This is a genomic window from Parapedobacter brassicae, from assembly GCF_051400755.1.
GTDB lineage: Bacteria > Bacteroidota > Bacteroidia > Sphingobacteriales > Sphingobacteriaceae > Parapedobacter.
Genome location: NZ_JBLFFL010000010.1, coordinates 58,235 through 83,990, shown reverse-complemented (window position 1 = coordinate 83,990; position 25,756 = coordinate 58,235). Strand labels below are relative to the sequence as shown.

Annotated in this window: 18 protein-coding genes; 15 read left to right on the top strand and 3 right to left on the bottom strand. The window is 50.8% G+C overall.

Annotated elements, in window-relative coordinates:
- Nucleotides 1-176: 176 nt before the first annotated feature.
- Nucleotides 177-518, bottom strand: coding sequence for a GIY-YIG nuclease family protein (locus ACMGDE_RS18680; protein ID WP_436834352.1), 342 nt, complete (start codon nt 516-518; stop codon nt 177-179).
- Nucleotides 519-628: 110 nt separating this feature from the next.
- Between ACMGDE_RS18680 and ACMGDE_RS18675 the strand changes: the two genes are divergently transcribed.
- From ACMGDE_RS18675 to ACMGDE_RS18605, 15 genes are all read left to right on the top strand, one after another.
- A complete protein-coding gene (locus ACMGDE_RS18675) occupies nt 629-1,402 on the top strand; it encodes an XRE family transcriptional regulator (RefSeq protein ID WP_436834351.1) in 774 nt (257 codons plus the stop codon).
- A 116-nt stretch (nt 1,403-1,518) separates the two neighbouring features.
- Nucleotides 1,519-1,989: a ribosome assembly cofactor RimP gene (rimP, locus tag ACMGDE_RS18670; protein WP_436834350.1), complete on the top strand. Its 471-nt coding sequence runs from the start codon at nt 1,519-1,521 to the stop codon at nt 1,987-1,989.
- 1 nt (nt 1,990) lies between these two features.
- Nucleotides 1,991-3,229 (top strand): transcription termination factor NusA, encoded by a 1,239-nt coding sequence (gene nusA, locus ACMGDE_RS18665; protein WP_436834349.1) that lies wholly within the window; start codon nt 1,991-1,993, stop codon nt 3,227-3,229.
- Between the two features lie 47 nt (nt 3,230-3,276).
- Nucleotides 3,277-6,168 (top strand): translation initiation factor IF-2, encoded by a 2,892-nt coding sequence (gene infB / locus ACMGDE_RS18660; RefSeq protein ID WP_436834348.1) that lies wholly within the window; start codon nt 3,277-3,279, stop codon nt 6,166-6,168.
- Nucleotides 6,169-6,327: 159 nt separating this feature from the next.
- Complete coding sequence (locus ACMGDE_RS18655) at nt 6,328-7,290, top strand: formylglycine-generating enzyme family protein (RefSeq protein ID WP_436834347.1); 963 nt, start codon at nt 6,328-6,330, stop codon at nt 7,288-7,290.
- 44 nt (nt 7,291-7,334) lie between these two features.
- Nucleotides 7,335-8,654, top strand: coding sequence for a Gfo/Idh/MocA family protein (locus tag ACMGDE_RS18650; protein WP_436834346.1), 1,320 nt, complete (start codon nt 7,335-7,337; stop codon nt 8,652-8,654).
- On the top strand, nt 8,654-9,682 hold the full coding sequence (locus ACMGDE_RS18645) for an FAD:protein FMN transferase (protein ID WP_436834345.1): 1,029 nt from the start codon (nt 8,654-8,656) through the stop codon (nt 9,680-9,682). The genes ACMGDE_RS18650 and ACMGDE_RS18645 overlap by 1 nt, the downstream gene beginning before the upstream one ends.
- A gap of 17 nt (nt 9,683-9,699) precedes the next feature.
- A complete protein-coding gene (locus ACMGDE_RS18640; RefSeq protein WP_436834344.1) occupies nt 9,700-10,626 on the top strand; it encodes a hydroxypyruvate isomerase family protein in 927 nt (308 codons plus the stop codon).
- Complete coding sequence (locus tag ACMGDE_RS18635; RefSeq protein WP_436834343.1) at nt 10,623-11,828, top strand: nucleoside permease; 1,206 nt, start codon at nt 10,623-10,625, stop codon at nt 11,826-11,828. The genes ACMGDE_RS18640 and ACMGDE_RS18635 overlap by 4 nt, the downstream gene beginning before the upstream one ends.
- A 100-nt stretch (nt 11,829-11,928) precedes the next feature.
- Nucleotides 11,929-13,608: a GMC oxidoreductase gene (locus ACMGDE_RS18630; RefSeq protein ID WP_436834342.1), complete on the top strand. Its 1,680-nt coding sequence runs from the start codon at nt 11,929-11,931 to the stop codon at nt 13,606-13,608.
- Nucleotides 13,605-15,023 carry a Gfo/Idh/MocA family protein gene (locus ACMGDE_RS18625; RefSeq protein WP_436834341.1) on the top strand — a complete coding sequence of 473 codons (1,419 nt, stop codon included), beginning with the start codon at nt 13,605-13,607 and terminating at the stop codon, nt 15,021-15,023. Before ACMGDE_RS18630 ends, ACMGDE_RS18625 begins: the two co-directional genes overlap by 4 nt.
- The gene (locus ACMGDE_RS18620) at nt 15,016-15,585 is read left to right on the top strand and encodes a gluconate 2-dehydrogenase subunit 3 family protein (RefSeq protein WP_436834340.1); all 570 of its coding nucleotides are present in this window, start codon (nt 15,016-15,018) and stop codon (nt 15,583-15,585) included. Before ACMGDE_RS18625 ends, ACMGDE_RS18620 begins: the two co-directional genes overlap by 8 nt.
- A gap of 637 nt (nt 15,586-16,222) precedes the next feature.
- Nucleotides 16,223-20,491, top strand: a complete 4,269-nt coding sequence (locus ACMGDE_RS18615; protein WP_436834339.1) for a DUF8696 domain-containing protein — start codon at nt 16,223-16,225, stop codon at nt 20,489-20,491.
- Nucleotides 20,492-20,563: 72 nt separating this feature from the next.
- Nucleotides 20,564-21,550, top strand: a complete 987-nt coding sequence (locus ACMGDE_RS18610; RefSeq protein WP_436834338.1) for a PorP/SprF family type IX secretion system membrane protein — start codon at nt 20,564-20,566, stop codon at nt 21,548-21,550.
- Between the two features lie 68 nt (nt 21,551-21,618).
- A complete protein-coding gene (locus ACMGDE_RS18605; RefSeq protein ID WP_436834337.1) occupies nt 21,619-23,562 on the top strand; it encodes an OmpA family protein in 1,944 nt (647 codons plus the stop codon).
- A gap of 68 nt (nt 23,563-23,630) precedes the next feature.
- Here ACMGDE_RS18605 and ACMGDE_RS18600 read toward each other — a convergent pair whose 3' ends face one another.
- Together ACMGDE_RS18600 and ACMGDE_RS18595 are read right to left on the bottom strand one after the other, a co-directional pair.
- Complete coding sequence (locus ACMGDE_RS18600) at nt 23,631-24,536, bottom strand: prephenate dehydrogenase (protein WP_436834336.1); 906 nt, start codon at nt 24,534-24,536, stop codon at nt 23,631-23,633.
- Entirely contained in the window at nt 24,511-25,671 is a 1,161-nt protein-coding gene (locus ACMGDE_RS18595) for a pyridoxal phosphate-dependent aminotransferase (protein WP_436834335.1), read from the bottom strand. The genes ACMGDE_RS18600 and ACMGDE_RS18595 overlap by 26 nt, the downstream gene beginning before the upstream one ends.
- Nucleotides 25,672-25,756: the final 85 nt, after the last annotated feature.

Genomic DNA, 25,756 nt, shown 5'->3' with positions numbered 1-25,756 from the left:
CGGTTCATCCAGAGCGTCAAGGTCGAGTGGTGCATCCCATATTGGCTTAAGATCTCCCTACGGGGAACCCCCGATTCTATCATGCCCACTATCTTAATGATTTCCCGTTTGTCGAATGGAACATGTTTGTCCGTTCTTGACGACTTCCCTTTACTTCTTTTGTCTTGCATACACAGTTAATTTGTGTATAGCTTTTTTAGGAATGGACAGAATGCCGGTAGAAAAGGGGGAGAAAGACGGGTGGCCGAACCGACATCCACCCAGTTTGGGTTATGCTTCCGGATGAGCTTTTCCTTTTGCATGCGGGTATACCGGCTGACGTCCCGGAACCGAAGGAGTGCTGCCTGCTCGGAAGGGAGCGTCTCTTTGTGCACGACCCGCCCACCTTTTGTGCCAACACCCAAAAGAGACCCCATCCTTTCCATATAGGTGTTTATGGCCTTGCTGAGGTCGTCCGTCATGCCGACATGCAGGCAGGTGCGGTTGCAATCGGTCAGGATATAAACATAGTAGCTCATTTGTTGAAAAATTAAAGTGATGTTATTTTTGGCAATTAAAAAACTATTGCTAACTTTATTGGCACAATTATACTAATTTATTTAGTGAATGCAAATTTATTTTTATTTTTATGTCGAACATTGCTAATAATCTTAAATACCTCCGAAAGAAAAAGGGGCTTACGCAGCAGCAGTTTGCGGACGAAATGGGCATTAAGCGGGCATCGGTGGGCGCCTATGAAGAGAATAGGGCGGAACCGAAGTATGAGTTGCTTACGAAGATTGCCGATTTCTATGAGCTGACCATGGATGAGTTGGCCAATGATACCATTAATGATAAGTGGCGACCCACGCCCCGCGGCAATGCGGCTAATGTACGGGTGCTGAGCATTACGGTGGATGAAGATGACCGGGAGAACATTGAGCTGGTGCCGGTTAAAGCCAGCGCGGGGTATCTTAATGGTTATGCCGACCCGGAGTATATCGCCGAATTGCCGAAATTCAACCTGCCGATGTTTCGGCAGGGTACGTACCGAGCGTTTGAGATCAAAGGGGATTCGATGCTGCCTTTGCAACCCGGAAGCATTGTGATCGCCGAATACGTGGAGAATTGGAATGAGGTGAAACCCGGACAGACGTACGTGGTCATTTCCCGTAATGATGGGGTGGTGTATAAGCGGATCGCGTTTAAATATAAAGAGGATAAGGGGTTGAAGCTGGTTTCTGATAACAAGACCTATGAACCCTATTGGGTGCCCGGAGCCGACATTTTGGAAATATGGAAAGCCAAAGCCTATATCAGCACCCAGCTGCCCGAACCGAGTCCTGAACCTACGATGGAAACGCTCACCTCGATGATGGCTCAGATGCAGAAGACGATCAGCACGGTGGTAGATAAAAGGTAACGATTTCGTTTGCCCTACCGATTTTTAATTTTCAAAGATTTTACTTACCTTTGCATCATCTTGAAAGAGAGGGGACGGCAAATCGTCCCCTTTTTTCATAGTAAATAATTTTACTGGTGGCAGTTTCAATAGAAAACAAGGTTAGCGCATTAGTGGAGGAAAAGATTGCCGATCGGGAGGATCTTTTTTTGGTGAGCGTAAAGATGCATCCCAGTGGTAAGCTGGAGGTGCTGGTAGATGGGGATAATGGCATCAATATCAAAGACTGTGCGGAGATCAGCAGGCATGTTGGCTTCCGACTGGAGGAGGCCGATGCGATCGGCCATGCGTACAGGCTGGAGGTATCATCGCCGGGTATCGATGCTCCGCTCACGTCGATCAGACAGTACCGCAAAAATCTGGGGCGGAACGTGCAGGTGACGCTACAAGACGGGGCGGTGAAGGAAGGCCAGCTGCAAGAAGTAGCGGAAGCGTATATGAGTATAAGCGAAAAAATAAAAGAAAAAGGGAAGAAGGCGGTAGAACGTCAACTTACTATTCCCTTTGAAAACATCAAAACAACAAAGGTGTTAATTTCATTTAAGTAAAATGAGCAACAATATCAATTTAATTGACTCTTTTCAGGAATTTAAAGAGTTCAAAAACATCGATCGGCCTACGGTGATCAGCGTGTTAGAAGAAGTGTTCCGGAGCATGATCCGGAGGAAGTACGGCACCGATGAGAATTGCGACGTCATTGTCAACCCGGACAATGGTGACCTGGAGATTTGGCGCACGAGGGTAGTGGTGGACAACGGGTTTTCCGAAGACGATGACCTGGAAATCGAGCTGGATGAGGCGCATAAATTTGACCCGGATCTTGAAGTGGGGGACGATTATATTGAAGAGATCACACTGGAGAGCTTCGGCCGTAGGGCCATATTGGCGGCCCGCCAGACGCTTGTTTCCAAAATTTTGGAACTTGAAAAGGATGAGGTATTCAAAAAATACAAAGATCGGGAAGGTGAATTGATCACGGGTGAGGTATACCAGATTTGGAAAAAAGAAACCCTGGTGCTCGACGATGACGGCAATGAATTGATTCTGCCGAAAACCGAACAGATACCGGCCGACTATTTTAAGAAGGGCGATTCCATCCGGGCGGTGGTACATAAGGTGGAAATGGTAAACGCCAATCCGCGCATCATCATTTCGCGCACCGCACCGGAATTCTTGCAGCGTCTGTTTGAATTGGAGGTGCCTGAAATATTTGATGGGTTGATCACCATCCGGAGGATCGTGCGTGAACCGGGCGAACGAGCAAAAGTGGCTGTTGAATCGTATGACGACCGGATCGATCCGGTGGGTGCATGTGTGGGCATGAAAGGATCCCGCATCCACGGCATCGTCCGGGAATTGCGGAACGAAAACATCGATGTGATCAATTTCACGAACAATACGCAGCTCTATATACAGCGGGCGCTGAGCCCGGCACGTATCGGCTCGATAAAATTGGATGACGAACACAAAACCGCAGCGGTATACCTCAAATCCGATCAGGTATCGTTAGCGATCGGACGCGGTGGGCACAACATCAAGCTTGCCGGTAAGCTTACGGGATATGAAATAGATGTATACCGCGAAGCGGAAGAGGTGGAAGAGGATGTGGATATCGAGGAATTTGCAGATGAAATCGATGGCTGGATCATTGATGAGTTAAAACGAGTGGGATTGGATACCGCAAAATCGGTGTTGGCGCTTTCAGTGGATGATTTGGTGAGGCGTACCGATTTGGAGGAAAATACAATTCATGAGATTATACAGGTGTTGCAGGCGGAATTTGAGTAAAAAAATATATTTTTGTATCAGCACCAATAACAAGAGAGAAATATTAGATGTCAGAAGGTAAGAGCATAACGTTGCTGAAAGCAGCAAAAGAGTTGAACATTGGTATCAGTACTGCTGTTGATTTCCTGGTCAAGAGTGGCTATGACGTGGAGTCTAAGCCCGGAACCAAATTGGACAGCGATACCTACGATGTGCTGCTAAGGGAGTTTCAGGGGGATAAGATCGTCAAGGAGGAGGCCAACCAAATTGTCATTGGCAAAATCCGGCGGGAAGAATCTCCCTCGGAACCTGTTGTGCAAAGACCGCAAAGAGACAGTGAGGCTGAGGAAATCCTGATCAAGAATACGGGCGTGTTTGCCCCGGAGGTGCGGCAAGCGCCCGTAGCGGACAAACGCGTTCCTGAAAATGAGCAGGAAACGATGAAGACCGATGAGAAACCGCATGCTGGCGGCATGAAGATCGTCGGTAAGATCGATTTGGGGAACCTGAGAGGCGGAAGGCCTCAAAAGGAAACACCGAAAGAAACGCCAATAGAAAAAGAAGAAGACAACATACCGGTAGCGCCGCCGGTGGAAATGGAACAGGCGCCCGAACCGGAGCCGACCCCGCCGACCCCAGTCGTTGAGTCCGTACCGCCTGTTGTCGAGAAATTACCGGAACCCGCCCCGGAGGCGCCGAAAGTAGCCGATAAAAAGCCGGAAGTCAAGGTGGAACCAACGCCCGCACCTCCTCAGCAGGAGGTGATTCGTGCACGCGCACAGCGCCTGGCAGGACCGAATGTGGTGGGCCGTATCGATTTGACCGCGCACCAACCCAAGGAAAAGCCCGTAGCATCGTCTTCCAATGCGTCTGGAGTGTCTTCGCACGACCATAAGCGGAAGCGTAAACGGAAGGATAAACCGGGTACGCCCCGTCCCGCTACCCCGAACGCACCTGGCCAACAGACCGGCGGTGGACCGGCAAAGGCTCGCCCTGATTTCAACAAGGGTAAACCGCGGCATGCGACTGAAAGCCGGGAAGAGCCATCTGAAAAGGAAATACAGGACCAGATCAAAGCAACGCTCGCACGCCTGAGCGGTGCAGGTAAGTCGGGCAAGTTTGCACAGCGTGCAAAACTCCGCCGCCAAAAACGTGATGATATCGCACATTCGGCGGAAGAAGCCGCCCTTGAGCAAGAGATGATGTCCAAGGTATTGAAGGTGACGGAATTTGTGACGGCCAATGACCTTGCGAACATGATGGGGGTACAGGTGACACAGATCATTGCTACCTGCATGAGCTTGGGACTTTTTGTGTCTATCAATCAGCGCTTGGATGCCGAAACCATTGCCATCGTGGCGGATGAATTTGGGTATGAAATCGAGTTTGTGAAGCCTGACGATGAGGAAAATGCTGAGCTTGAGGAACCCGATAATGCAGAAAACCTGGTTCCCCGGGCGCCTATTGTGACCGTAATGGGTCACGTAGACCACGGTAAAACATCGCTGTTGGATTATGTACGCAAATCGAATGTCATCGCCGGTGAAGCCGGAGGGATCACCCAGCACATCGGGGCCTACGAAGTGAAGCTTGATGACGGCCGTAAAATAACGTTTTTGGACACCCCCGGTCACGAGGCATTTACTGCCATGCGTGCACGCGGTGCGCAGGTAACGGATATCGCCATCATTGTGATTGCAGCCGACGACGCGGTAATGCCTCAGACCCGGGAGGCCATTAATCACGCACAGGCAGCGGGCGTACCGATCGTATTTGCCTTTACCAAAATTGACAAGCCAGGAGCCAATGCAGACAAGATCCGCGAGCAGCTCTCGGCCATGAATATTCTGGTCGAAGACTGGGGCGGTAAATACCAGTGCCAGGAAATATCCGGTAAAACGGGGCAAAATATTGATTTATTGCTTGAAAAGGTATTGCTTGAGGCTGAATTGCTCGAATTGAAGGCCGACCCTAAAAAGCGGGCTGTCGGCTCGGTCATCGAGGCCAGCCTTGATAAGGGCAGAGGCATTGTGACCACGGTGTTGATTCTTTCGGGAACACTCCGCGTGGGTTCGCCGATATTGGCAGGTTCGCATAGCGGAAAAGTAAAGGCACTGCATAATGAGCGCGGTCAAAAAGTCATTGAGGCCGGTCCAGCAACCCCCGTACAGATCTTGGGGATGGCTGGTGCACCTACCGCCGGTGATAAATTTTATGAAATGGAGAGCGAAGTGGAAGCCCGGCAGGTGGCCAATAAAAGGCTTCAACTGCAACGCGAACAGGGACTGCGCACGCAAAAGCACATTACGCTGGATGAGATCGGCAGACGGTTGGCCATTGGTAATTTCAAGGAGCTTAACGTCATCGTCAAAGGTGATGTGGACGGCTCGATAGAAGCGCTGTCCGACTCCCTGCTCAAATTATCGACCGAAGAGATCCAGGTGAATATCATTCATAAATCCGTAGGCCAGATATCCGAATCGGATGTATTGTTGGCTTCGGCTTCTGATGCCATCATCATCGGCTTCCAGGTCAGGCCATCTACCGGTGCGCGTAAGCTGGCTGAACAGGAGCAAATCGATATCCGACTGTATTCGATCATCTACGATGCCATCGAAGAATTGAAGGCAGCAATGGAAGGAATGTTGGCGCCGAAGTTTGAAGAGAAGATCGTGGCCAATGTGGAGATCCGCGACGTATTCAAGATCAGTAAGGTCGGCACCATCGCCGGTTGTATGGTGTTGGACGGCAAGATCAATCGTAACCACAGCATCCGGGTCATCCGTGATGGCGTGGTGGTATACACCGGGCAGCTGGCTTCGCTCAAACGGTTCAAGGACGATGTAAAAGAAGTATCCGCCGGTTACGAATGCGGATTGAACATCCATAACTTCAACGACATTAAAGTAGGCGATATCATTGAAGCCTACGAACAGGTAGAGATCAAACGGAAGCTTTAAATGTAACATATTTGTTTGCTTTAATCGGTTGTTAAAGCAAATGAAACGTCCATGGTGTAATTTTTACACACCATGGACGTTTTTTTATGTAGTCATATTTTGCATTTAAACAAAAAGGCAGTAAATTGAGCCACCAAATTTTGATTGACCATAGTTGAGATGTCTATAAAATCCGTATTGTTTATTTGTCCCCTGTTGCTGAACGTTGTCGTCGCCCAAGAAGATTTCAAACCCTATACCCAACGTCTTGAAGGAACTAATCTAAGTTTCTCCATGCAGCCCATTCCCGCTGGTGAATATCGGATGGGCAGTGAAGCGGGCAACGCCGATGAAAAGCCGGTGCATCAAGTGAAGGTAGACCCCTTTTGGATGGGTACCTATGAAGTGACATGGGACGTGTATGAACCGTTCGTGTATAAAGACTTCGAACGGTCGCGGAGCGGAGGCACCATACCGGCGGAAGTGGATGCGGTGACCCGCCCGACCAAGCCTTATCTGGACATGACCTTTGGCATGGGCAAGGAAGGGCACCCGGCACTGGCGATGACACAGTATAATGCCATCCAGTTCTGTAAATGGTTATATGTACGTACAGGGGTGTTCTATCGTTTGCCCACGGAGGCGGAATGGGAATATGCATGCCGCGCGGGCAGCACCTCGGCGTATTCATTTGGTGATGATGCATCAGCCGTGGGCGACTATGCGTGGTATCGGGCCAACAGTGAAGGCGAGACGCATCCGGTAGGGCAGCTGAAGCCCAATGCGTGGGGACTTTATGATATGCATGGCAATGTGGCGGAATGGACGTATGACCAATACATTGCCGACTTCTATCAGCAATTTGAGGGGACGGTTGCCGAAAACCCGGTGGCTGTTCCGGAGAAGCTCTATCCGCACAGTGTCCGTGGCGGGTCGTTTGAAGACGATGCGGACTACCTCAGGTCGGCATCGCGCTTGCCTTCTGACCCATCGTGGAAACAGCTGGATCCGCAGATCCCCAAAAGCAACTGGTGGTTTCCGGAGGCGCCGTTCGTCGGTATCCGGCTGGTGAGGCCATTGAATCCTCCATCAGAAGCCGAGATCATGGCCTATTATGATAAGGCACCCATACAGGATTATTGACCAATTAAGTAATAAATCACAAGGATAAATCTAAAACAAAACAGATGAACACGAAAAGTGCAGGCGAACAACGCCGGGAATTTTTGAAGACATCGGCCCTGCTGGCAGGCGGAGCCATGCTCAGCGGAGCACCCGTATTGGGTGCATACGCAAGTGGAAATGACGTCATCAAGGTGGCTGTTGTGGGTTGCGGCGGTCGGGGCACCGGAGCGGCTTTCGATGCGATTGCATCTGGAGCAAACCTCAAGATTGTCGCGCTTGCCGACGCCTTCCGCGACAGGCTGGACGAGGCATACACCAAGTTATCGGAACGCCATGCGGATAAACTGGACGTGCCGGAAGACCGCAAATTCGTGGGCTTTGACGCCTATCAAAAGGCCATTCCATTTGCTGATGTGGTTATTTTGGCTACCTCACCGGGTTTCAGGCCCATTCATTTTGAAGAGGCGGTGAAGCAGGGTAAGCATGTATTTATGGAAAAACCCGTAGCCACGGACGTACCGGGTATACGCCGGGTGCTGGCGGCAGCGGAAGAAGCCAAGCGCAAAAAACTCAACGTGGTGGTAGGCTTACAGCGCCGCTATCAGGCCAACTATCGCGAGGCGATCAAACGGATACAGGATGGAGCACTCGGCGACATCGTATCCGGCCAGGTATACTGGAATAGCGGCGGCGTATGGGTGCGTCCGCGCCAAGCCAGCCAGACGGAAATGGAGTATCAGATGCGCAACTGGTATTACTTCAACTGGCTGTGCGGCGACCATATCGTCGAGCAGCATGTGCATAATATCGATGTGGCCAACTGGGTGAAGGGAAGCTATCCGGTATCCATCCAGGGAACCGGCAGCAGAGCTTGGCGCACGGGCAAAGAACATGGAGAGATCTACGACAACCATGCGGTGGAACTCACCTATGCCGACGGCTCGGTGATATACAGCCAATGCCGGCATTTCGAGGGAACATCCAATCGGGTCGACGAATCCTTCCAGGGCACGAAGGGCAAGATCTATTTATCGGCTGGCAATGATGCCGTGATGGTGGATGCCAGTGGCAAGGAGCTTTATAACCATCCGAAACGGGGGAATGCTAATCCTTACCAGCATGAGCATGTAGAGCTGTTTGATGCGATCAGCAAGGGGGAATATAAATTTGATAACGCCGAATATGGTGCCTATAGCACATTGACGGGGATCATCGGCCGGCTGGCCACGTATTCCGGACAGGTGATCAAATGGGATGACGCCCTGAAATCCAATGTGAATCTCATGCCTGAGCGTTTCGCATGGGATGCGCAGCCGAAAGTGCTGCCTGATGAAAATGGACTTTACCCTTACGCGATCCCAGGGCAAACAGTGGTGTTGTAGTGGCAATCGGTAAACGGTGGATCGGGCTGTTGTGGGTAACGGGCATGATGATAGGAGCCGAATCCGTTGATACCGGGCTAACGCAATATTCCATTAAAGGCTATGCCCAGGGCACCGATTATAGCATTACATACTACGCAACGGATAACAAAGTGTCAAAAGTGGCTGTCGATAGCCTGTTATCGGCTATCGACAGTTCCATGTCGTTATACAAACCCTATTCGCTGATCAATAAGATCAATGCAGGCGGACGTGGGCGTTATGAGGTGGATGAACACTTTCGGAAGGTACTGGCTAAATCGGAAACGATTTATCGGGATAGCAAAGGGATCTTTGATATTACCGTGGCCCCGCTGGTGCAGCTTTGGGGTTTCGGCGCGAAACCGATAAGCCATTTTCCGGATAGTACCGAGGTGCGCGGGGCGCTTGCGTGTGTCGGAATGGATAAGATCCGATTGAGGGGGCGCCGATTAACAAAAAAGGAACCCTGTGTGCACCTGGATGTGAACGGCGTCGCACAGGGGTATACCGTAGATGCATTGGCGGATTATTTGGATCGCAAAAAAATAACCCATTACCTGGTGGAATTGGGCGGTGAGTTGCGTGTAAAGGGACCCAAGCCGGATGGTACGCCGATGCGTATCGGGATAGAGCGGCCGGCAACTCAACGTGACGGGCGTGAGGCGACGGTCATCAATGATGTGATGGAGGTGCGGAAAGGAGCCGTTACCACGGCGGGAAATTACCGCCAGTTCTTGCAGGACGGCGAACGAAGGGTATCGCACCATATCGATCCCAAATCGGGCTATCCGTTTGATACGGGGATCATCAGTGCGACCATCTATGCGGAGGATGCGATGACGGCTGATGGATACGATAATGTCATTATGGCCATGAAAGCCGATGAGGCAATAACATTTGTGAACCGCCACAACGATATGGAAGTTTTTGTCATTTACCGGAATGAACGCGGTGAAGTGAGAGATACCATGAGCAGCGGATTTGCAAAATTGATAACCACCCAATAAACATAAAAATCTTAGGAATGAAAAGAAGTCAATTTATTCGGAATTCATTGTTGGCCACTGGAGCCGTAGTCACCAGCGGATCGCTTGACGTACGAGGAAGCGATGGTGCGCCAAAACAAGAAAACAAACCATTTACCCTCAATTATGGTCCGCATCAGGGACATTTCGAGCACCATGCGGGCAAGGACATCCTCGATCAGATCCAGTTTGCTTATGACCACGGATTCCGTAGTATTGAAGATAATGGCTTTTCCGGGCGGCCCGTGCAGGAACAAGAACGCATCGGCAGTCTGCTGGCAAAATTGGGAATGACCATGGGGGTCTTCGTGCTTGACAAGGGCGGAAACGGAGCGAATACCCTGGCCGCTGGAAAACAGGAACATGTGGATGTATTTTTAAAGGGCTGCCGAGAAGCAGTGGAACTGGCCAAGCGGTGCGGTGGCAAACATACCACGGTGGTACCGGGTGATTTTGCGCGGAATCTGCCGTTGGACATCCAGACGGCAAATGTCATCGAGGCATTGAGACGCGGTGCCGAGATCTTGGAACCGCATGGGATCATCATGGTATTGGAACCCTTGAGCGACACGCCGGACCTGTTCCTGCGGACATCCTCGCAAACCTACCTGATCTGCAAGGGGGTAGACAGCCCCTCCTGCAAGCTCCTGTATGATGTATACCACATGCAACGCAACGAAGGTGATTTGATTGCCAACATCGATCGCTGCTGGGATGAGATCGCTTATTTTCAAACGGGGGACAATCCCGGACGGAGAGAACCCACAACCGGGGAGATCAATTACAAAAACCTATTCAAGCACATCTACGATAAGGGCTACCGGGGAGTTGTCGGCATGGAGCACGGCAAGTCTGTGGATGGCAAGGAAGGAGAACTCAAATTGATCGCAGCTTACCGGGAGGTCGATAACTTTTTGGACGCATGAACATAGGCACGAGAGTCAAGTTGTCTTTCATGATGTTCCTCGAATTTTTTATTTGGGGATCATGGTTTGTGACGTTGGGTACGTTTCTGAGCAAGAATCTGGGGACCACCGGATTTCAAACGAGTTTAGCGTTTCTGACACAGTCTATCGGCGCCATCGTCGCACCTTTTATTATTGGTTTGATCGCCGATAAATTCTTCCCGGCGCAACGGATACTGGGTGTACTTCACCTCGCTGGAGCCATGTTACTTTGGATGGCCGCTTCGACGTCCACTTTTGACGCGCTGTTCCCCTTGATTGTCGTGTATATGATCCTTTATATGCCTACATTGGCATTGGTCAATTCCATTTCGTTTCGCCAGATGAAAGACCCAAGCAAGGAGTTTTCCACGATCCGCGTATTAGGTACCATTGGATGGGTTATCGCAGGGCTGACCATCGGCTGGTTGGGGTGGGAGCAATCAGACCAATTGGCGTTGACGTTTAAGATGGCCGGTATTGCATCCCTCATTTTAGGTTTATTTAGTTTCACGTTGCCGGCCACGCCTCCGCTGAAAAAAGGTGAAAAAACTTCCATCAGTGAAATTTTGGGGTTGGATGCGCTGCGTTTGCTTACACATAAGTCTTACCTGCTTTTCTTTCTTTCCTCCATTGCAATTTGTATCCCGCTTCAATTTTATTATACGTTCGCTAACCAATTCTTTAATGAGGCGGGTATGAAGGCCGCCGCCGGTGTCCAATCGTTGGGGCAGGTTTCTGAAACACTGTTTATGTTGTTAATTCCGGTGTTTTTTATCCGTTTGGGCGTAAAGAAGATGTTGGCCATCGGAATGTTTGCGTGGGTACTTCGTTATGTGTGTTTTGCTTATGGCGATGCGGGTGCAAACTATTGGATGTTGATTATAGGAATTGCCTTGCACGGTATTTGTTATGACTTTTTCTTTGTTACCGGTCAAATATATACCGATAACCTGGCGGGTGAAAAGTTTAAATCCGCAGCACAAGGATTGGTTACACTGGGCACGTATGGATTGGGCATGCTGATCGGTGCCTTCGTTTCGGGACCGATTGTGGACGCTTACGCCCTTGCGGATGGTCACGATTGGAAAACGATTTGGCTGATCCCAGCCGGGATCGCATTGTTCGTGACGCTATTGTTCTTACTTTTCTTTCGAGACAGGCAACAGGCCGGAAAAGTGTGATATTGAACAATAAATGTTGAACAATCACGTCATTAATAGTACCTTTAATAAGCTAAAGGGAACAACTAACGTATAACTAAATAAAACGATAAAACAAGCTATGGCAGATAATGTATATGATGCGATCGTGATCGGATCAGGGATTAGCGGTGGATGGGCTGCAAAGGAGCTGACCCAGAAAGGACTAAAAACCATCATGCTGGAGCGCGGACGCAATGTGGAGCATGTGAAAGACTACCCCGCGGCGACCAAACACCCGTGGGAATTTCCACACCGGGGAGGACGTACGCAGCAGATGATTGAAGATTATCCGGTCTTGAAGCGGGATTATCCGCTTAATGAAAAGAATCTCGATTTTTGGGTGAACGAGAAAGAGAGCCCTTATGTAGAGGTGAAGCGCTTTGACTGGTACCGCGGGTACCATGTTGGCGGACGCTCGCTGATGTGGGGCCGTCAGAGCTACCGGTTCAGTGACCTGGATTTTGAGGCGAATCTGAAAGATGGGCACGGCGTGGACTGGCCGATCCGCTATCAGGACATTGCTCCTTGGTACAGCTATGCGGAGAAATGGGCAGGTATCAGCGGCAATCGGGATGGATTGGATGTGCTGCCTGACGGTGATTTCCTTCCGCCAATGGAGATGAATGTGGTGGAGAAAGATTTGGCGGCGCGGATAAAATCGCATTATAAAGGACAACGGCACTTTATCATGGGCAGGGTAGCCAACCTGACGGCACCGCACGAGGGACGGGTCAACTGCCAGTACCAGAATCAATGCTGGTTAGGGTGCAACTTCGGGGCGTATTTCAGTACACAGTCGTCCACGCTGCCCGCGGCGGTGGCCACGGGTAATCTCACCCTTCGCCCATTTTCCATTGTCACCAAGATCCTATATGATAAGGATACCAAAAAGGCTACAGGCGTCGAAATACTGGATGCGGAAACGAATCAGACCTATGAGTATTTTGCCAAAATCGTGTTTGTATGTGCATCGGCATTCAACTCTACATGGGTGCTGATGAATTCGGCAACCGATGTATGGGAGGGCGGATTAGGCAGCAGCAGCGGTGAGCTTGGCCACAATGCGATGGACCACCACTTCCGCTGCGGTGCGGGGGGACGGGTAGAAGGCTACGAGGATAAGTATTATTTCGGCCGCAGGGCAAATGGGTTATACATACCCCGGTTCCGGAACGTGGGCGATGATAAGCGCGACTATGTGCGTGGGTTTGGTTATCAGGGCTCTGCCAGCCGGGGCCGGTGGAGCGGCGAGATCGCAGAAATGAGCATCGGGGACGAATGGAAGGATGCCCTATGCGAGCCGGGCGATTGGTCGGTTGGTTTTGGGGCGTTCGGTGAAACACTGCCTTATCATGAAAACCGGATTTCGCTGGATAAAACAGTAAAGGATAAATGGGGGCTGCCGGTACTGGCCATGGATATGGAAATCAAGGAAAACGAACTGAAGATGCGCAAGGACATGATGGAAGACTGCAAGGAGATGTTGGAGGTCGCGGGCGTGAAAGATGTGTATACCTATGACAATGGCTACGGCTTCGGCCAAGGCATCCACGAGATGGGTACGGCCCGCATGGGCAGGGATCCGAAGACCTCGGTATTGAACGGCAATAACCAGGTGTGGGATGCGTTGAACGTATTTGTGACTGATGGCGCTTGCATGACGTCTGCTGCTTGCGTGAACCCATCGCTTACGTATATGGCACTGACCGCGCGGGCGGTGGATTTTGCCGTTGGCGAGTTGAAAAAAGGTAACCTATGACAGCTTCGGCAAGCTTCACGGTGGTGCCCCGTCACGTGTTGGGGGGCAAAGGCTATACCGCTCCGAGCGATAAGCTGGTGGTGGCAGGTATTGGGGTAGGCGGTAAGGGCGAGGTGGATGTCAAAGGCATCCACGATAGCGGCAAAGCGGAAATCGCTTACCTGTGCGACGTAGACGATCGCCGGGCGGCAAACTCCGTGAAGCGGTTTCCGAAGGCCAAGTATTACAAAGACTTCCGCGAAATGCTCGACAAGGAGCATGCACATATCGATGCTGTTTCCGTGTCAAGTCCCGATCATAATCATGCCATCCAAGCATTGCCCGCCATGGAGCTGCGCAAGCATGTATATGTACAGAAGCCCCTGACACACGATGTGTATGAGGCCCGTGTGCTGGCAAATGCGGCAAAAAAATATAAAGTAGTGACCCAGATGGGCAATCAGGGTTCATCGGGAGATGGCGTACGGCGATTCCGGGAATGGGTGGATACTGGCTTGATCGGTGATGTACATACCGTCTATTGCTGGACGGATCGTCCGGTTTGGCCGCAGGGCATTCAATGGCCTACACAGAAAGCACAGGTGCCGGCAGCATTGGACTGGGACCTTTGGCTTGGGACCGCTCCATTCGTTGATTATGTCGATAAGTTGGTCCCCTTCAATTGGAGAGGATGGTGGGATTATGGTACAGGTGCTTTGGGCGACATGGGATGCCATATCATGGAGGCGCCGTTCAGCATACTCGGGCTGCAATATGTAAAGGATGTGCAGGCAAGCGTAGGAACGGTTTATGTTGACGAGTTCAAACGTGGTTACTTTCCAAGGAGCTGCCCGCCATCCAGCTATGCCATCTTGACCTTCCCGAAGACCAGGCGAACCGCTGGAGACGTCACCGTCCACTGGATGGATGGCGGTATACAGCCCCAGCGCCCAGATGAACTGGGACCTAATGAACCCTTCGGCGACGGCGGTAACGGCATCCTGTTCATCGGTACGAAAGGGAAGATACTGGCCGATCTTTTCGGGGAAAATCCCCGACTTCTTCCAACTACCTTGATGGCCGAAGTGGCGGCCATACCCGAGAAATATGACCGTGTGCCGGGTGGAATCGAGGGCCATTATGCCCAATGGGTAGATGCATGCCTCGCCGGGTATCGGAAGAAAGCGGTGAGTGCTCCTTTTGAGATTTCCTGTCCGCTCACCGAGGCCCTGCTGATGGCCAATCTGGCGATCCGTGGTGCGGATCTCCGTGTAGGCGATCGGTATCCGGGACGCAATTTCAAACTACTTTGGGATCATAGAGACATGCGAGTGACCAATTTTGACGAGGTAAACCAGTTCGTGCGCCGGGAATACCGGAAAGGTTGGGAACTTAATTACAAATTTAAACTTAAAAGCATTAGACATCATGAATAGAAGAGAAGCTTTGGCTAGGGTCGCCTGGATCATGGGCGGCACGGTGGTGGGTGCCAATCTGTTTTTAGAGGGGTGCACCCGGAAAGTGACAAAAGACGTTGAAAGCCTGTTTGAGCCGGAAACGATTGATTTGCTTGGAGACATTGCGGATACCATCTTGCCGCCGACCAGCAGTCCTGGAGCAAAAGAAGCAGGTGTAGGTGCGTTTATTCCCGTGATGGTGAAAGACTGTTATACGGCGGATCAGCAAAAAACCTTCATGGAGGGGTTAGGCAAGTTGGAAGACGCGGCTAACGAGAAGTTTGGCCGAAAATTCCAGGAATTGAACGCAACGGAACGTACTGAGCTGTTGGCTGCGGTAGACAAGGAAGCCAAGGAATACCAAAAAAGCAAATCCGAGGAAGATGCCGACCATTATTTCCACTTGGTGAAGCAGTTGACACTGCTGGGATTCTTTACTTCCGAACTGGGTGCCACCAAGGCGCTGCGCTATGTGCAGGTTCCCGGCAAGTATGTGGGGGATTATCCCTATAAAAAAGGGGACAAGGCCTGGGCTACCTAGTCCGCACGGATCGGCGAATATCTTAAAAAGGCGAATATCTTAAAAAAATGTATCGCTTGTAAAACAAAATAATCAGACCTACGTTATAGCATTAGGTTTAGGTTGATAAAAAACATTATTGTTTTTACCGCGCTTCCCCAAAGCGCGGTTTTTTTATGTTGTCGTTTGTGTACATTTCCGTCGTTCGCATTCATTTGTTTTCCCATACCTGTTTAACCACCTAACAGTAGGTTATTCCAGAAGCACTTTCTTCCGACTATCTCGCTGGGAATCCCAGATTATCTAAATCCATTTATTCGGCGTAGCATTTCTTCTACATATTTTTCCGTTTATACACATTTTCCTGTCGTTCGTGTACACCTAATTGCGGGTCGTCCGATTAATACTTCTTTTTGTGTGTCCAATGGATGGCGAATTCAGCGGACAAATCAGTTAGTACATCTATTAATTTATAGCAGGATACATGGATTTTTTGCATGGCGCAATGGGACTATTCAGCGAGAGCGAATGATTATAACAGACCGCCACACGAGAATCTTTTGATATGATTTAGCGCATTTTTATGAAAAATAGACTTTTACATTTCATATTGAGTAAGGCTTCAGTTTTCATTATATTAATAAACCTTTTTGGTTTATTGGAAACGTATGGACAGCAGTCGAGTTTGGGCGACAACATTTTCAAGGAAGATTTCGGACAAGCAACAACAGGTGATGACGGCAACAGTTCGTTATGGGATGGTATTTATTTTAAAAACGATCATTTGCCTTACATAAGCTCCCTGCTTTTTTACAATCCTAATAATCCACCGAGCGAGTACGGCTCGGAAGCTGACGATAATTGGGGCCCTCGATACATCAGCGATTGGCCACTAGCAATAGGGGGATATTCGCTTGTTACAAATTCCAAAGGATATAATAATCCCTATTTCCATGATGGTGGAGACCATACGGGAAATGATCGCGGATTTATGGTGCTCGTGGATGCACATGCATCCACGGGCTTATATTTTGATAGAGCGATTGACGGGCTTTGCGCCGGAACCCAATTTCAATTTGCTGTTTGGATAAAAGACATTAATGCAGAAGGTTATATCAAGCCTAGTGTTACCTTCAACATATACAACGCAGATTTGTATGTGGATGAAAATTCATCGAGCGGATTATTGGCATCATATACAAGTACCGACGATGATGTCTCTCCAGTAAATCAATGGAATGAGGTCAAAATGAGTTTCACAATGCCTCAGGGGGTAGATAACATTAGACTTCAAATTAAGAACGCAGTTGCTCAAGAAATCGGAAACGATTTAGCCATTGATGACATTACACTGCGTCCAGTCGGTCCCCCAGTTTCCTTTCAAGTAGAGCCAGACGGTCCGGTTTGCGTAGGCAGCAGTGTTACCTATCGGGCGAGGGTGCTAGACAATCCGTACGTTCTTAATCATTTTTTACTGCAAAAGCGAAAAATCAATCCCGAAGGGAATGATCCCTTGGGCGAGGATTTCATAAATGTCGATAATAACATTGTTACTACCATAGGGACCGACGACGCCGTTTTTCAGATTAATCCGGTTACGGCAGATGACGACAATTACGAGTATCGGGTTATCGTGGCTGGAGACCCGTCGACGCTGACCAATAAAAATTGCAGGGTTGCTTCCGAACCCTTTACGTTACGGGTGTATCACCACGAACCCGCTATCTCATTTAGCGGTGTTAATGAAGTGTGTGTCGGAGAGGCAACTACCTTATTAGCCATGGTAACCGGAAACATAGGAGATAACCCTGATTATTTCTTTATATGGGAAACATCGTCAAACCAAACGGATTGGAGTGTGATTGGAGGACAATCACAAGAAACGCTAAATACTGGAGAATTAACGCAAACAGCCTATTACCGGGTGACCGCTTATATCGATGGTGAAGGTGGCTGTCCTGGTAAAGGAGCATCAGCGGTATTGGAAGTGCCGGTAAACCCACTTCCTGATCTGCCCATGGTAAACGATGTGATCGCCTGCGCTGGCAATGATTTGTCAATTGCAATAACCGACTATTCGTCACCTGAAATCACTTACACACTGGAAAAACAAGTCGACGATGCCTGGGTCGTTGTCGCTGATTTTACATTTTCTGATGGTGTGTTTTCAAAAGACAACGCGGCAATAGCAGATGCAGGTACCTACCGGGTTGTCGCTCAGAACGAAAAAGGGTGTCAAGTTACTTCTGAAGAGGTGGTCGTAACAGTCAACGCCGTTGACGCAGGTAGTATAGTTGGGGATCAGACGGTTTGTTTGGGTACGGTGCCCGCAACCATCGCGTCGGTAGCAGGTGGAAGTGGTGTAGGAACGGTTACGTACCGTTGGGAAAGCAGTACGAATCAACAGGATTGGAATACGATAGCTGGTGCTACGAGTGAAACTTACTCGGCTCCTGCGTTGTCTCAAAATACTTTCTTTAGGCGGGTGGCAATCTCAACAGTAGACGGAAGCCAATGTGAAGCATATGCTAATGTAGTGACAATTACTGTCAATACAGATTGCAACATCATCAGTGAGAAAACTGTAGTTGACGCAAATAGTGATGGATTGGCGCAGGCGGGGGAACAATTAACTTATACTATTGCAGTAAATAACACGTATGACCGAGATATCGCGGTTGACATCGCTGATCAAATACCTGTTCACACCGTATATATAAGCAATGCTACTGGTGGAACCTATAGTTCAGTAGATAACAATGTTGCTTGGAATGACCTAATTGTTCCTGCCGGAGGGCGGATTGCGGTGTCGTTTATTGTTGAAGTCATTGATAATCTGACAGGTATCGCCTCCATCCGCAACGTTGCGGCGGTGACGGGCGATGACCCGGAGAACCCCGAGGAACCGGAGGTGGAGATACCGACGGACCCGGCCAAGTCGTTCACTTCGGTGAAGACCGCCGACAAGCAGTCGGTGAAGGCGGGTGAGGAAGTGACCTACACGATCAGGGTGACGAACACAGGCGATGTGGACTATAACGGCATCACGGTGGCCGACGCCATCCCCGCGCACACATCCTACAAGGAAGGCAGCGCGGGTGAAGGCGCGAGCTTCAGCGGCGGCGAACTCTCGTGGACGGTTGACGTCCCGTTCGGGGATAGCCGGGAGGTGAGCTTCACCGTGATCGTCGCGGACGACCTGACGGATGTCTCCTCCATCCGCAACGTTGCGGCGGTGACGGGCGATGACCCGGAGAACCCCGAGGAACCGGAAGTGGAGATACCGACGGACCCGGCCAAGTCGTTCACTTCGGTGAAGACCGCCGACAAGCAGTCGGTGAAGGCGGGTGAGGAAGTGACCTACACGATCAGGGTGACGAACACAGGCGATGTGGACTATAACGGCATCACGGTGGCCGACGCCATCCCCGCGCACACATCCTACAAGGAAGGCAGCGCGGGTGAAGGCGCGAGCTTCAGCGGCGGCGAACTCTCGTGGACGGTTGACGTCCCGTTCGGGGATAGCCGGGAGGTGAGCTTCACCGTGATCGTCGCGGACGACCTGACGGATGTCTCCTCCATCCGCAACGTTGCGGCGGTGACGGGCGATGACCCTGAAAACCCCGAGGAACCGGAAGTCGAAATTCCTGTGGATCCCAATAAGAAATTTACGGCCACTAAGGTTGTGGTGGATGCAAATGGCAATGATAAGGCGGAGGCAGGAGAGGAACTTACCTATACCATAGTCGTTGAAAACACGGGGAATGAAGGCTTAACTGGCATTACAATAACGGATAAGATCCCTGACCGTACCACATATGTTGATGGCAGCGCCAGTGATGGCGCCCAATTTGCAAATGGAAGGCTGCTGTGGGTAATCGATGTGCCATTTGGACAGCAGGTCAGTGTGAGCTTCAACGTACGAGTGAACGATGAGATAGGTGACGACACTGTTATAAAAAATATAGCCTCGGTGACGGGCGATGATCAAAATCCAGAAAATCCAGAAGTGGAGATTCCCTTGATTACCGGCCCTACCACCCATGACGATGAAGGGGTGACCGATCAAGGTGTGCCGCTTACCATTGACGTGTTGGCTAATGACGTAATCGGCAGCAGCCCATTGGTGCCGGGAACCGTACGCTTGGTCGATCCCAACGGCGCGTTGGTTACTGCCCTGACGATCGCCGGAGAAGGGGATTATCGCGTAGATGAAGGCGGACAAGTACGGTTTACGCCGACGGAATCGTTTGTCGGCAACAGTACCGCGACCTATACGGTGGCCGACGAGAATGACATACGGTCGAATGCCGCTACGATCAGCATCATCGTGCAGGCGGTGGCGGCGGAAGTATCGCCGACGGCGGTTGATGATACGCAGGAAGCCACATATGGACAACCGGTGACGATAGCGGTGTTGGATAACGACGTTGCAGGTAGCAGCGCAATCATCCCCAATACGGTTCGATTGATCGATGGATCGGGTAACCGGGTGACCACATTAGCCATCCCTGGCGAGGGGACATACGCGGTAGACGCACAGGGTTCCGTCACGTTTTCACCGGTGGATGGTTTCTCGGGCGTCAGCACCGCCCAATATGAGGTAAGTGATGAAAACGGATTGGTTTCCAATGTGGCGACGATCACCGTGAATATCGAGGCCCGGCCGTTCAAGATCCCGAATGTGTTCACGCCGAATGGGGATGGACGAAACGACGCGTTTGAGATCGTCGGCATTGAAGGGTTCGACCGCGTGGAAATCACGGTGGTCAACCGCTGGGGGAATGAGGTATACCGCAACGGTAACTATAAAAACGACTGGGACGGACAGGGACTGAATGAGGGGACTTACTATTATGTCATCATTACCCATGGCGGGGGGCAGGGAGAACGGCACGCCGGCTGGGTCCTGATCAAGCGACAATAACAACATCATTCAGCACAACGATGGATGTCAAATCCAAATAAAGATCTTATGAAACACGCGTTTAGATTAGTCATGTTAATCATCAGCCTGGGTCCCATTTGGGAAGTCCATGGCCAGCAAAATATCCAGTTTACGCAGTACATTTTCAATTCAATGAGCGTCAATCCCGCGTACACGGGATATAAGGAGGAATGGTTCGGCCAATTGGGGCTGCGAAGCCAGTGGGTCGGACTGGATGGGGCGCCGCAGACCGGCGCGCTGTCCATTGATGGTATTGTCGACCCCCTAAATAAACGCCATGGGTTGGGATTTCAGCTTACGGCGGATGAATTGGGACCTCAGTCGGCGACGTCGGCTTATGCGAATTATGCCTTTCGCCTCCGGCTGAATGAGGAAGACACGCAGCGGCTCAGTTTCGGCTTGGGGGCTGGCGTAACGCAATATAGCCTTGATGGGGCGATCTTGGATCCGATTCAAAGTGACGATCAGGTGGTTCCCGCAGGCAAAATCAGCAATTGGGTGCCCGACATCCGTTTTGGCGTATATTATTATAATCCAAAATGGTATGCAGGTTTGTCCATGATGGACCTGCTTTCGGGCGATCAGAGCAATAATATTTTCCGTTGGGACAATACCACGACAGACAATATTCGCCGTAAGCGGCATCTGTATGTTATCGGGGGGGCGTTGTTCGACCTTTCACAGGGACTGAAATTGCGGCCGAGCATATTAGTGAAGGAGGACTTCAAGGGACCTACAAGCTTGGATTTGAACGCCATGTTGATTTTCGGAGAGCGCTTTTGGTTAGGTGCGGGATGGCGCACCGGGGTGACGGTATTTGAACGAACATACAATCGGGTCAGTGGCAATAGCTTGAATGGGCGGAATTCATTTTCGGCCATCACGCAGATTTACCTGACCCGATCCTTACGCATCGGCTATTCGTATGACCATATCGTGAGTCGACTGTCCAGTGTGCAGAACGGATCTCATGAAGTGACCCTGGGGGTCACCTTTGGTCGTCCGGCACAGCGGTTGCTCAGCCCGAGGTTTTTTTGATCACACAGGCAGCTGATAATATAAATGGATAGACAAATTATTAACGAATCTTCCTTTTAACTAAAAACATGGAAAAGAACTATTCAGGTATGTTCATAGGTGTCATGGTGTTGCTAAGCCATTTTGCTGCGGCCCAGGAACAGCCCAGTTTGAGGGACCGGGCGGATGAACTGTATAGGCGGTATGAATATGCGAATGCGGCGAAACTGTATACCCAGCTCGTAGATATCCGTACACCCCGGTTGCAAGATATGGAACGGCTTGCCGAAAGTTACCTCAAGATGAACGATTATGAGTCGGCCGAAAATTGGTACGCCCGGGTGGTTCAGCTGGAGGATAGTCCGGCAGAAAACCTGCTCCGGTATGGCGAAGTACTCAAAATAAACAGAAAATATGCGGAGGCCAAATCCCAATTGGAAGCTTACGCCACCAATACGGGCAATGCTTCGGCCGTGGCGGTACAACTGGCGGGCTGTGATTCGGCATTGCGCTGGATGGCCGCACCGACCCAGCATCGACTGCGCAATGAAGAAACGGTCAACACGGAAAATGCCGAATTTTCAGTGTTGTCCGCAGGTGACACCGTATACTATGTGGGCGAGCCGGCCACAGCATCCACAGGCGATGCATACGGCTGGACAGGTAGGGGATTCCTGCGGGTTTATACGGCTGCGCGGTCTTCGGCCGGTACACTTGGCGCTCCCATGTTGGCGAAGGCGGACATCAATGACGCGAAGTATCACATCGGTCCCGCTGCAGCGGAAAAAGATGGTAATACCTTCTACGTCACGCGCACGCACATCGGACAGGAAGCGGGAGTGGAAAAAGAGGGGCGAACGAACTTCCGTACGAATCGGCTGGAACTATACATTTACCGTCGGACGGGCGAAACCTGGGTTGAAGAACCTTTTGCCTACAACAAGGCAGCCGAATATTCGGTAGGGCATGCGGCATTGTCACCTGACGCCGATGTGCTTTATTTTTCTAGTGATATGCCGGGTGGGCATGGGGGAGCCGATTTATGGTATTGCGAGCGGAATGCGGACGGCTCCTGGAGCGCACCGATCAATGCCGGAGCGTCCGTCAACAGTGAGGGCGATGAGCTGTTTGCAAATGTCGCTCCGGATGGCACATTGTATTATTCCAGTGATGGTTTTGCGGGGATGGGGGGACTTGATGTATTTAAATCCACCGGAAGCAAAGGCACTTGGTTGACTTCCGAAAACCTTCGATATCCGATTAATAGCGCTGCAGATGATTTTGCTTATTCCGTAACCGAAGAGACCGAGGCGGAACAATGGGGCTTCCTGTCTTCGGACAGACGGGGAGGAAAAGGGAGTGATGATATTTACGCCTTTGCTTTCGAGAAACCGAAGATGGTCATTGTCCTGGAGGGCACCACGTCGGACAAGACAACAGGCGAACGGATGCCCGCAACCGTGACGCTCTTTGATGGACAGCGGGCCATCGTGGCGAAGATGAACAGCGGTGACCAGGGCATTTTTACGTTCATGCTCGACCGCGACCGGGATTACACGGTGTTGGGACAGCAGGAGGGCTACCACGCGGATTCTGCGAAAGTAAGCACGCATGGCATGGTGGTGTCCGATACGCTTGCCGCAGCCCTGCTGCTGGAACCGGTGTTTGAAGTCGGCCAAACGTTTGAGCTGGAAAATATTTACTACGATTTTGATCAATATGCGATCCGGCCCGACGCTGCGGCGGTATTGGATGAGCTGGTGCGTACCATGCGCGACAATCCGACCTTGAAGATCGAGCTATCCAGTCATACGGACAGCAGGGGAAGCCATGCATACAATGAAACACTGTCGCAACGGCGAGCCCAATCGGCGGTGGATTATTTGGTCAGCAGGGGAATTGCCCGCGAGCGGATGGTGGCCAAGGGTTACGGCGAATCGCGGTTGGTGAATCGCTGTGCCGATGGGGTGTCCTGTACGGAAAGCGAGCATCAAGCCAATCGGCGGACTGAAGTTACCGTATTGGAATATTAACGATTCCCATCAACCTCAAAACTGAAAAGGGTAGCCGAATGTGCTACCCTTTTTCTAATGCCGGCGGCTTACTTTAAAATTCTACGGATTTTATTTGATTTTTTGATTAATTTATAAAACGTCTCGTAGTCTTCGTTTTCCAGTACATCATGGATTTGCTGCAGTTGCCTGATATGTTCGCTTAGTACTTCAAGTACATTGTCGCGATTTTGTCTAAAAATGGGTGCCCACATATCCGGAGAGCTTTTGGCAAGCCGAACGGTCGATTCGAAGCCCGACCCGGCCAGCTCAAAGATCCGGCCCTGTGATTTTTCTTTCTCCAATACCGTAAGCGCCAATGCAAAGGACGTGATGTGCGAAATATGCGACACATAGGCCGTGTGCACATCGTGTTCACGGGCGTTCATGAAGGTGGTGTGCATCTCCAACTGTTCGGTGATCGCATCCACGGTTTCAAAAGCATCCTCATCACTGTTCATGGCATCTACATACACCATCATCTTACCCTTGAATAGGTTAGGAACGGCGGCCTCCGGACCGGAATACTCCGTTCCGGCCATGGGATGCGCCGCAACCAGCCGTCCGCGTTTGGGATGGTTCGCGATCGATTGCAGGATGCGCTCCTTGGTAGAGCCCATGTCTACGATCACTTGATGGGTCACTTGGTCGAGCAGAGCGGGTAAAAGGCCGAGAATGGCATCCACTGGTATGGTCAGAAAGATCACATCACACTGGTTGATCGCCTCTTCCAATGAGGCGCTCTCGTCGATAAGACCCAGTTGAAGCGCCTTCTTTAGATTAGACTCGCTTTTATCTACCCCCACGGTTTTTATCACCGCTTTCTTTTCTTTCAACGTGATGGCTATGGACCCGCCGATGAGTCCCACGCCAACAATGGCTATATTCATATGATGTTGCTTACTTCTATCGATTTGTAAATACCCCTTTTTACCGTCGGCTTGCGATCCGGTCATTTGCCTCATCCAGTGTCTCTACGGTAGCACATAGGCTTACGCGGATATACCCTGTTCCACGATCGCCAAAAATACCGCCTGGCGTGATAAATACCCGCGATTGCTGGAGTACCTCGTCGCTCAGCGCGTAGCCATCGGGATAGCCGGAAGGGATCTTGGCCCAGACAAACAGGCCCACTTGCTGCTGGTCATAGGTGCAACCCAGTGCGTCTAACAGCTGATACACCTTCGTCCTGCGCTTTTGATACGTGCTATTGAGCTCATCGTACCATTCAGGTCCCAGTGATAGCGCCTTAGCGGCCGCTAGCTGCACGGGAAGGAACATGCCCGAATCCATGTTGCTTTTGAACCGGATGATTTCGTTGACCCGTTCGGCCGCACCGGCGAGCATACCTACACGCCAACCGGCCATATTGGCCGACTTGCTCAGCGAATTGAGCTCGATGGCCACGTCCATCGCTCCTTCGACAGCCAGCAGGCTTTGTGGCTGGTCGTTGAGGATGAAACTGTATGGATTATCATGGCAAAGCAGGATTTGATGCTGCTGAGCAAATGCGACGACTTCCTTGAAAAATGCGGCATTGGCAGGGGCGCCCGTAGGCATGTGCGGATAATTGAGCCACATGAGCTTAACCTTGCTGAGGTCGCGTTTGGACAAGGCCTCCAGGTCTGGCAACCACCCGTTTTGGGCGGTCAGCGGATATGGAACGCCGGTTGCTCCGCTCAGCCGCACAGCCGCTGCATAGGCCGGATAGCCCGGATTGGGCAACAGGGCCTCATCACCCTCTTGCAGGTAGGTCATGCAGATGTGCACGATGCCCTCCTTGGAGCCGATGAGCGGAAGCACCTGGGCATTGGGGTCCAACGAAACCCCGTAATACCGGCTGTACCAGTCGGCTATGGCCTGCCGCAGCGGTAAGACGCCCCGGTAGTTTTGATAGGCATGCGTATCCGGAAGCGCGGCATAGTGATGCAGGGTTTCGATAACCGATGGGTGAGGCGGTAGATCCGGACTGCCAATGCCTAGGTTGATGACTTTTGCGCCGGTTTGATTCAGCGCCTCAATCTCCCGTAGCTTTTTTGAAAAATAGTACTCTTCGGTATGTTGTAGCCGTTTGGCAGTCGTTATCTGCATTTTTTTACTTTTAGGCGACTAAAATAAGCAAATCCATCTAATAATAGGGATCGTATTTTTCGGCTGCCCTTTCTTTTTTTGATAA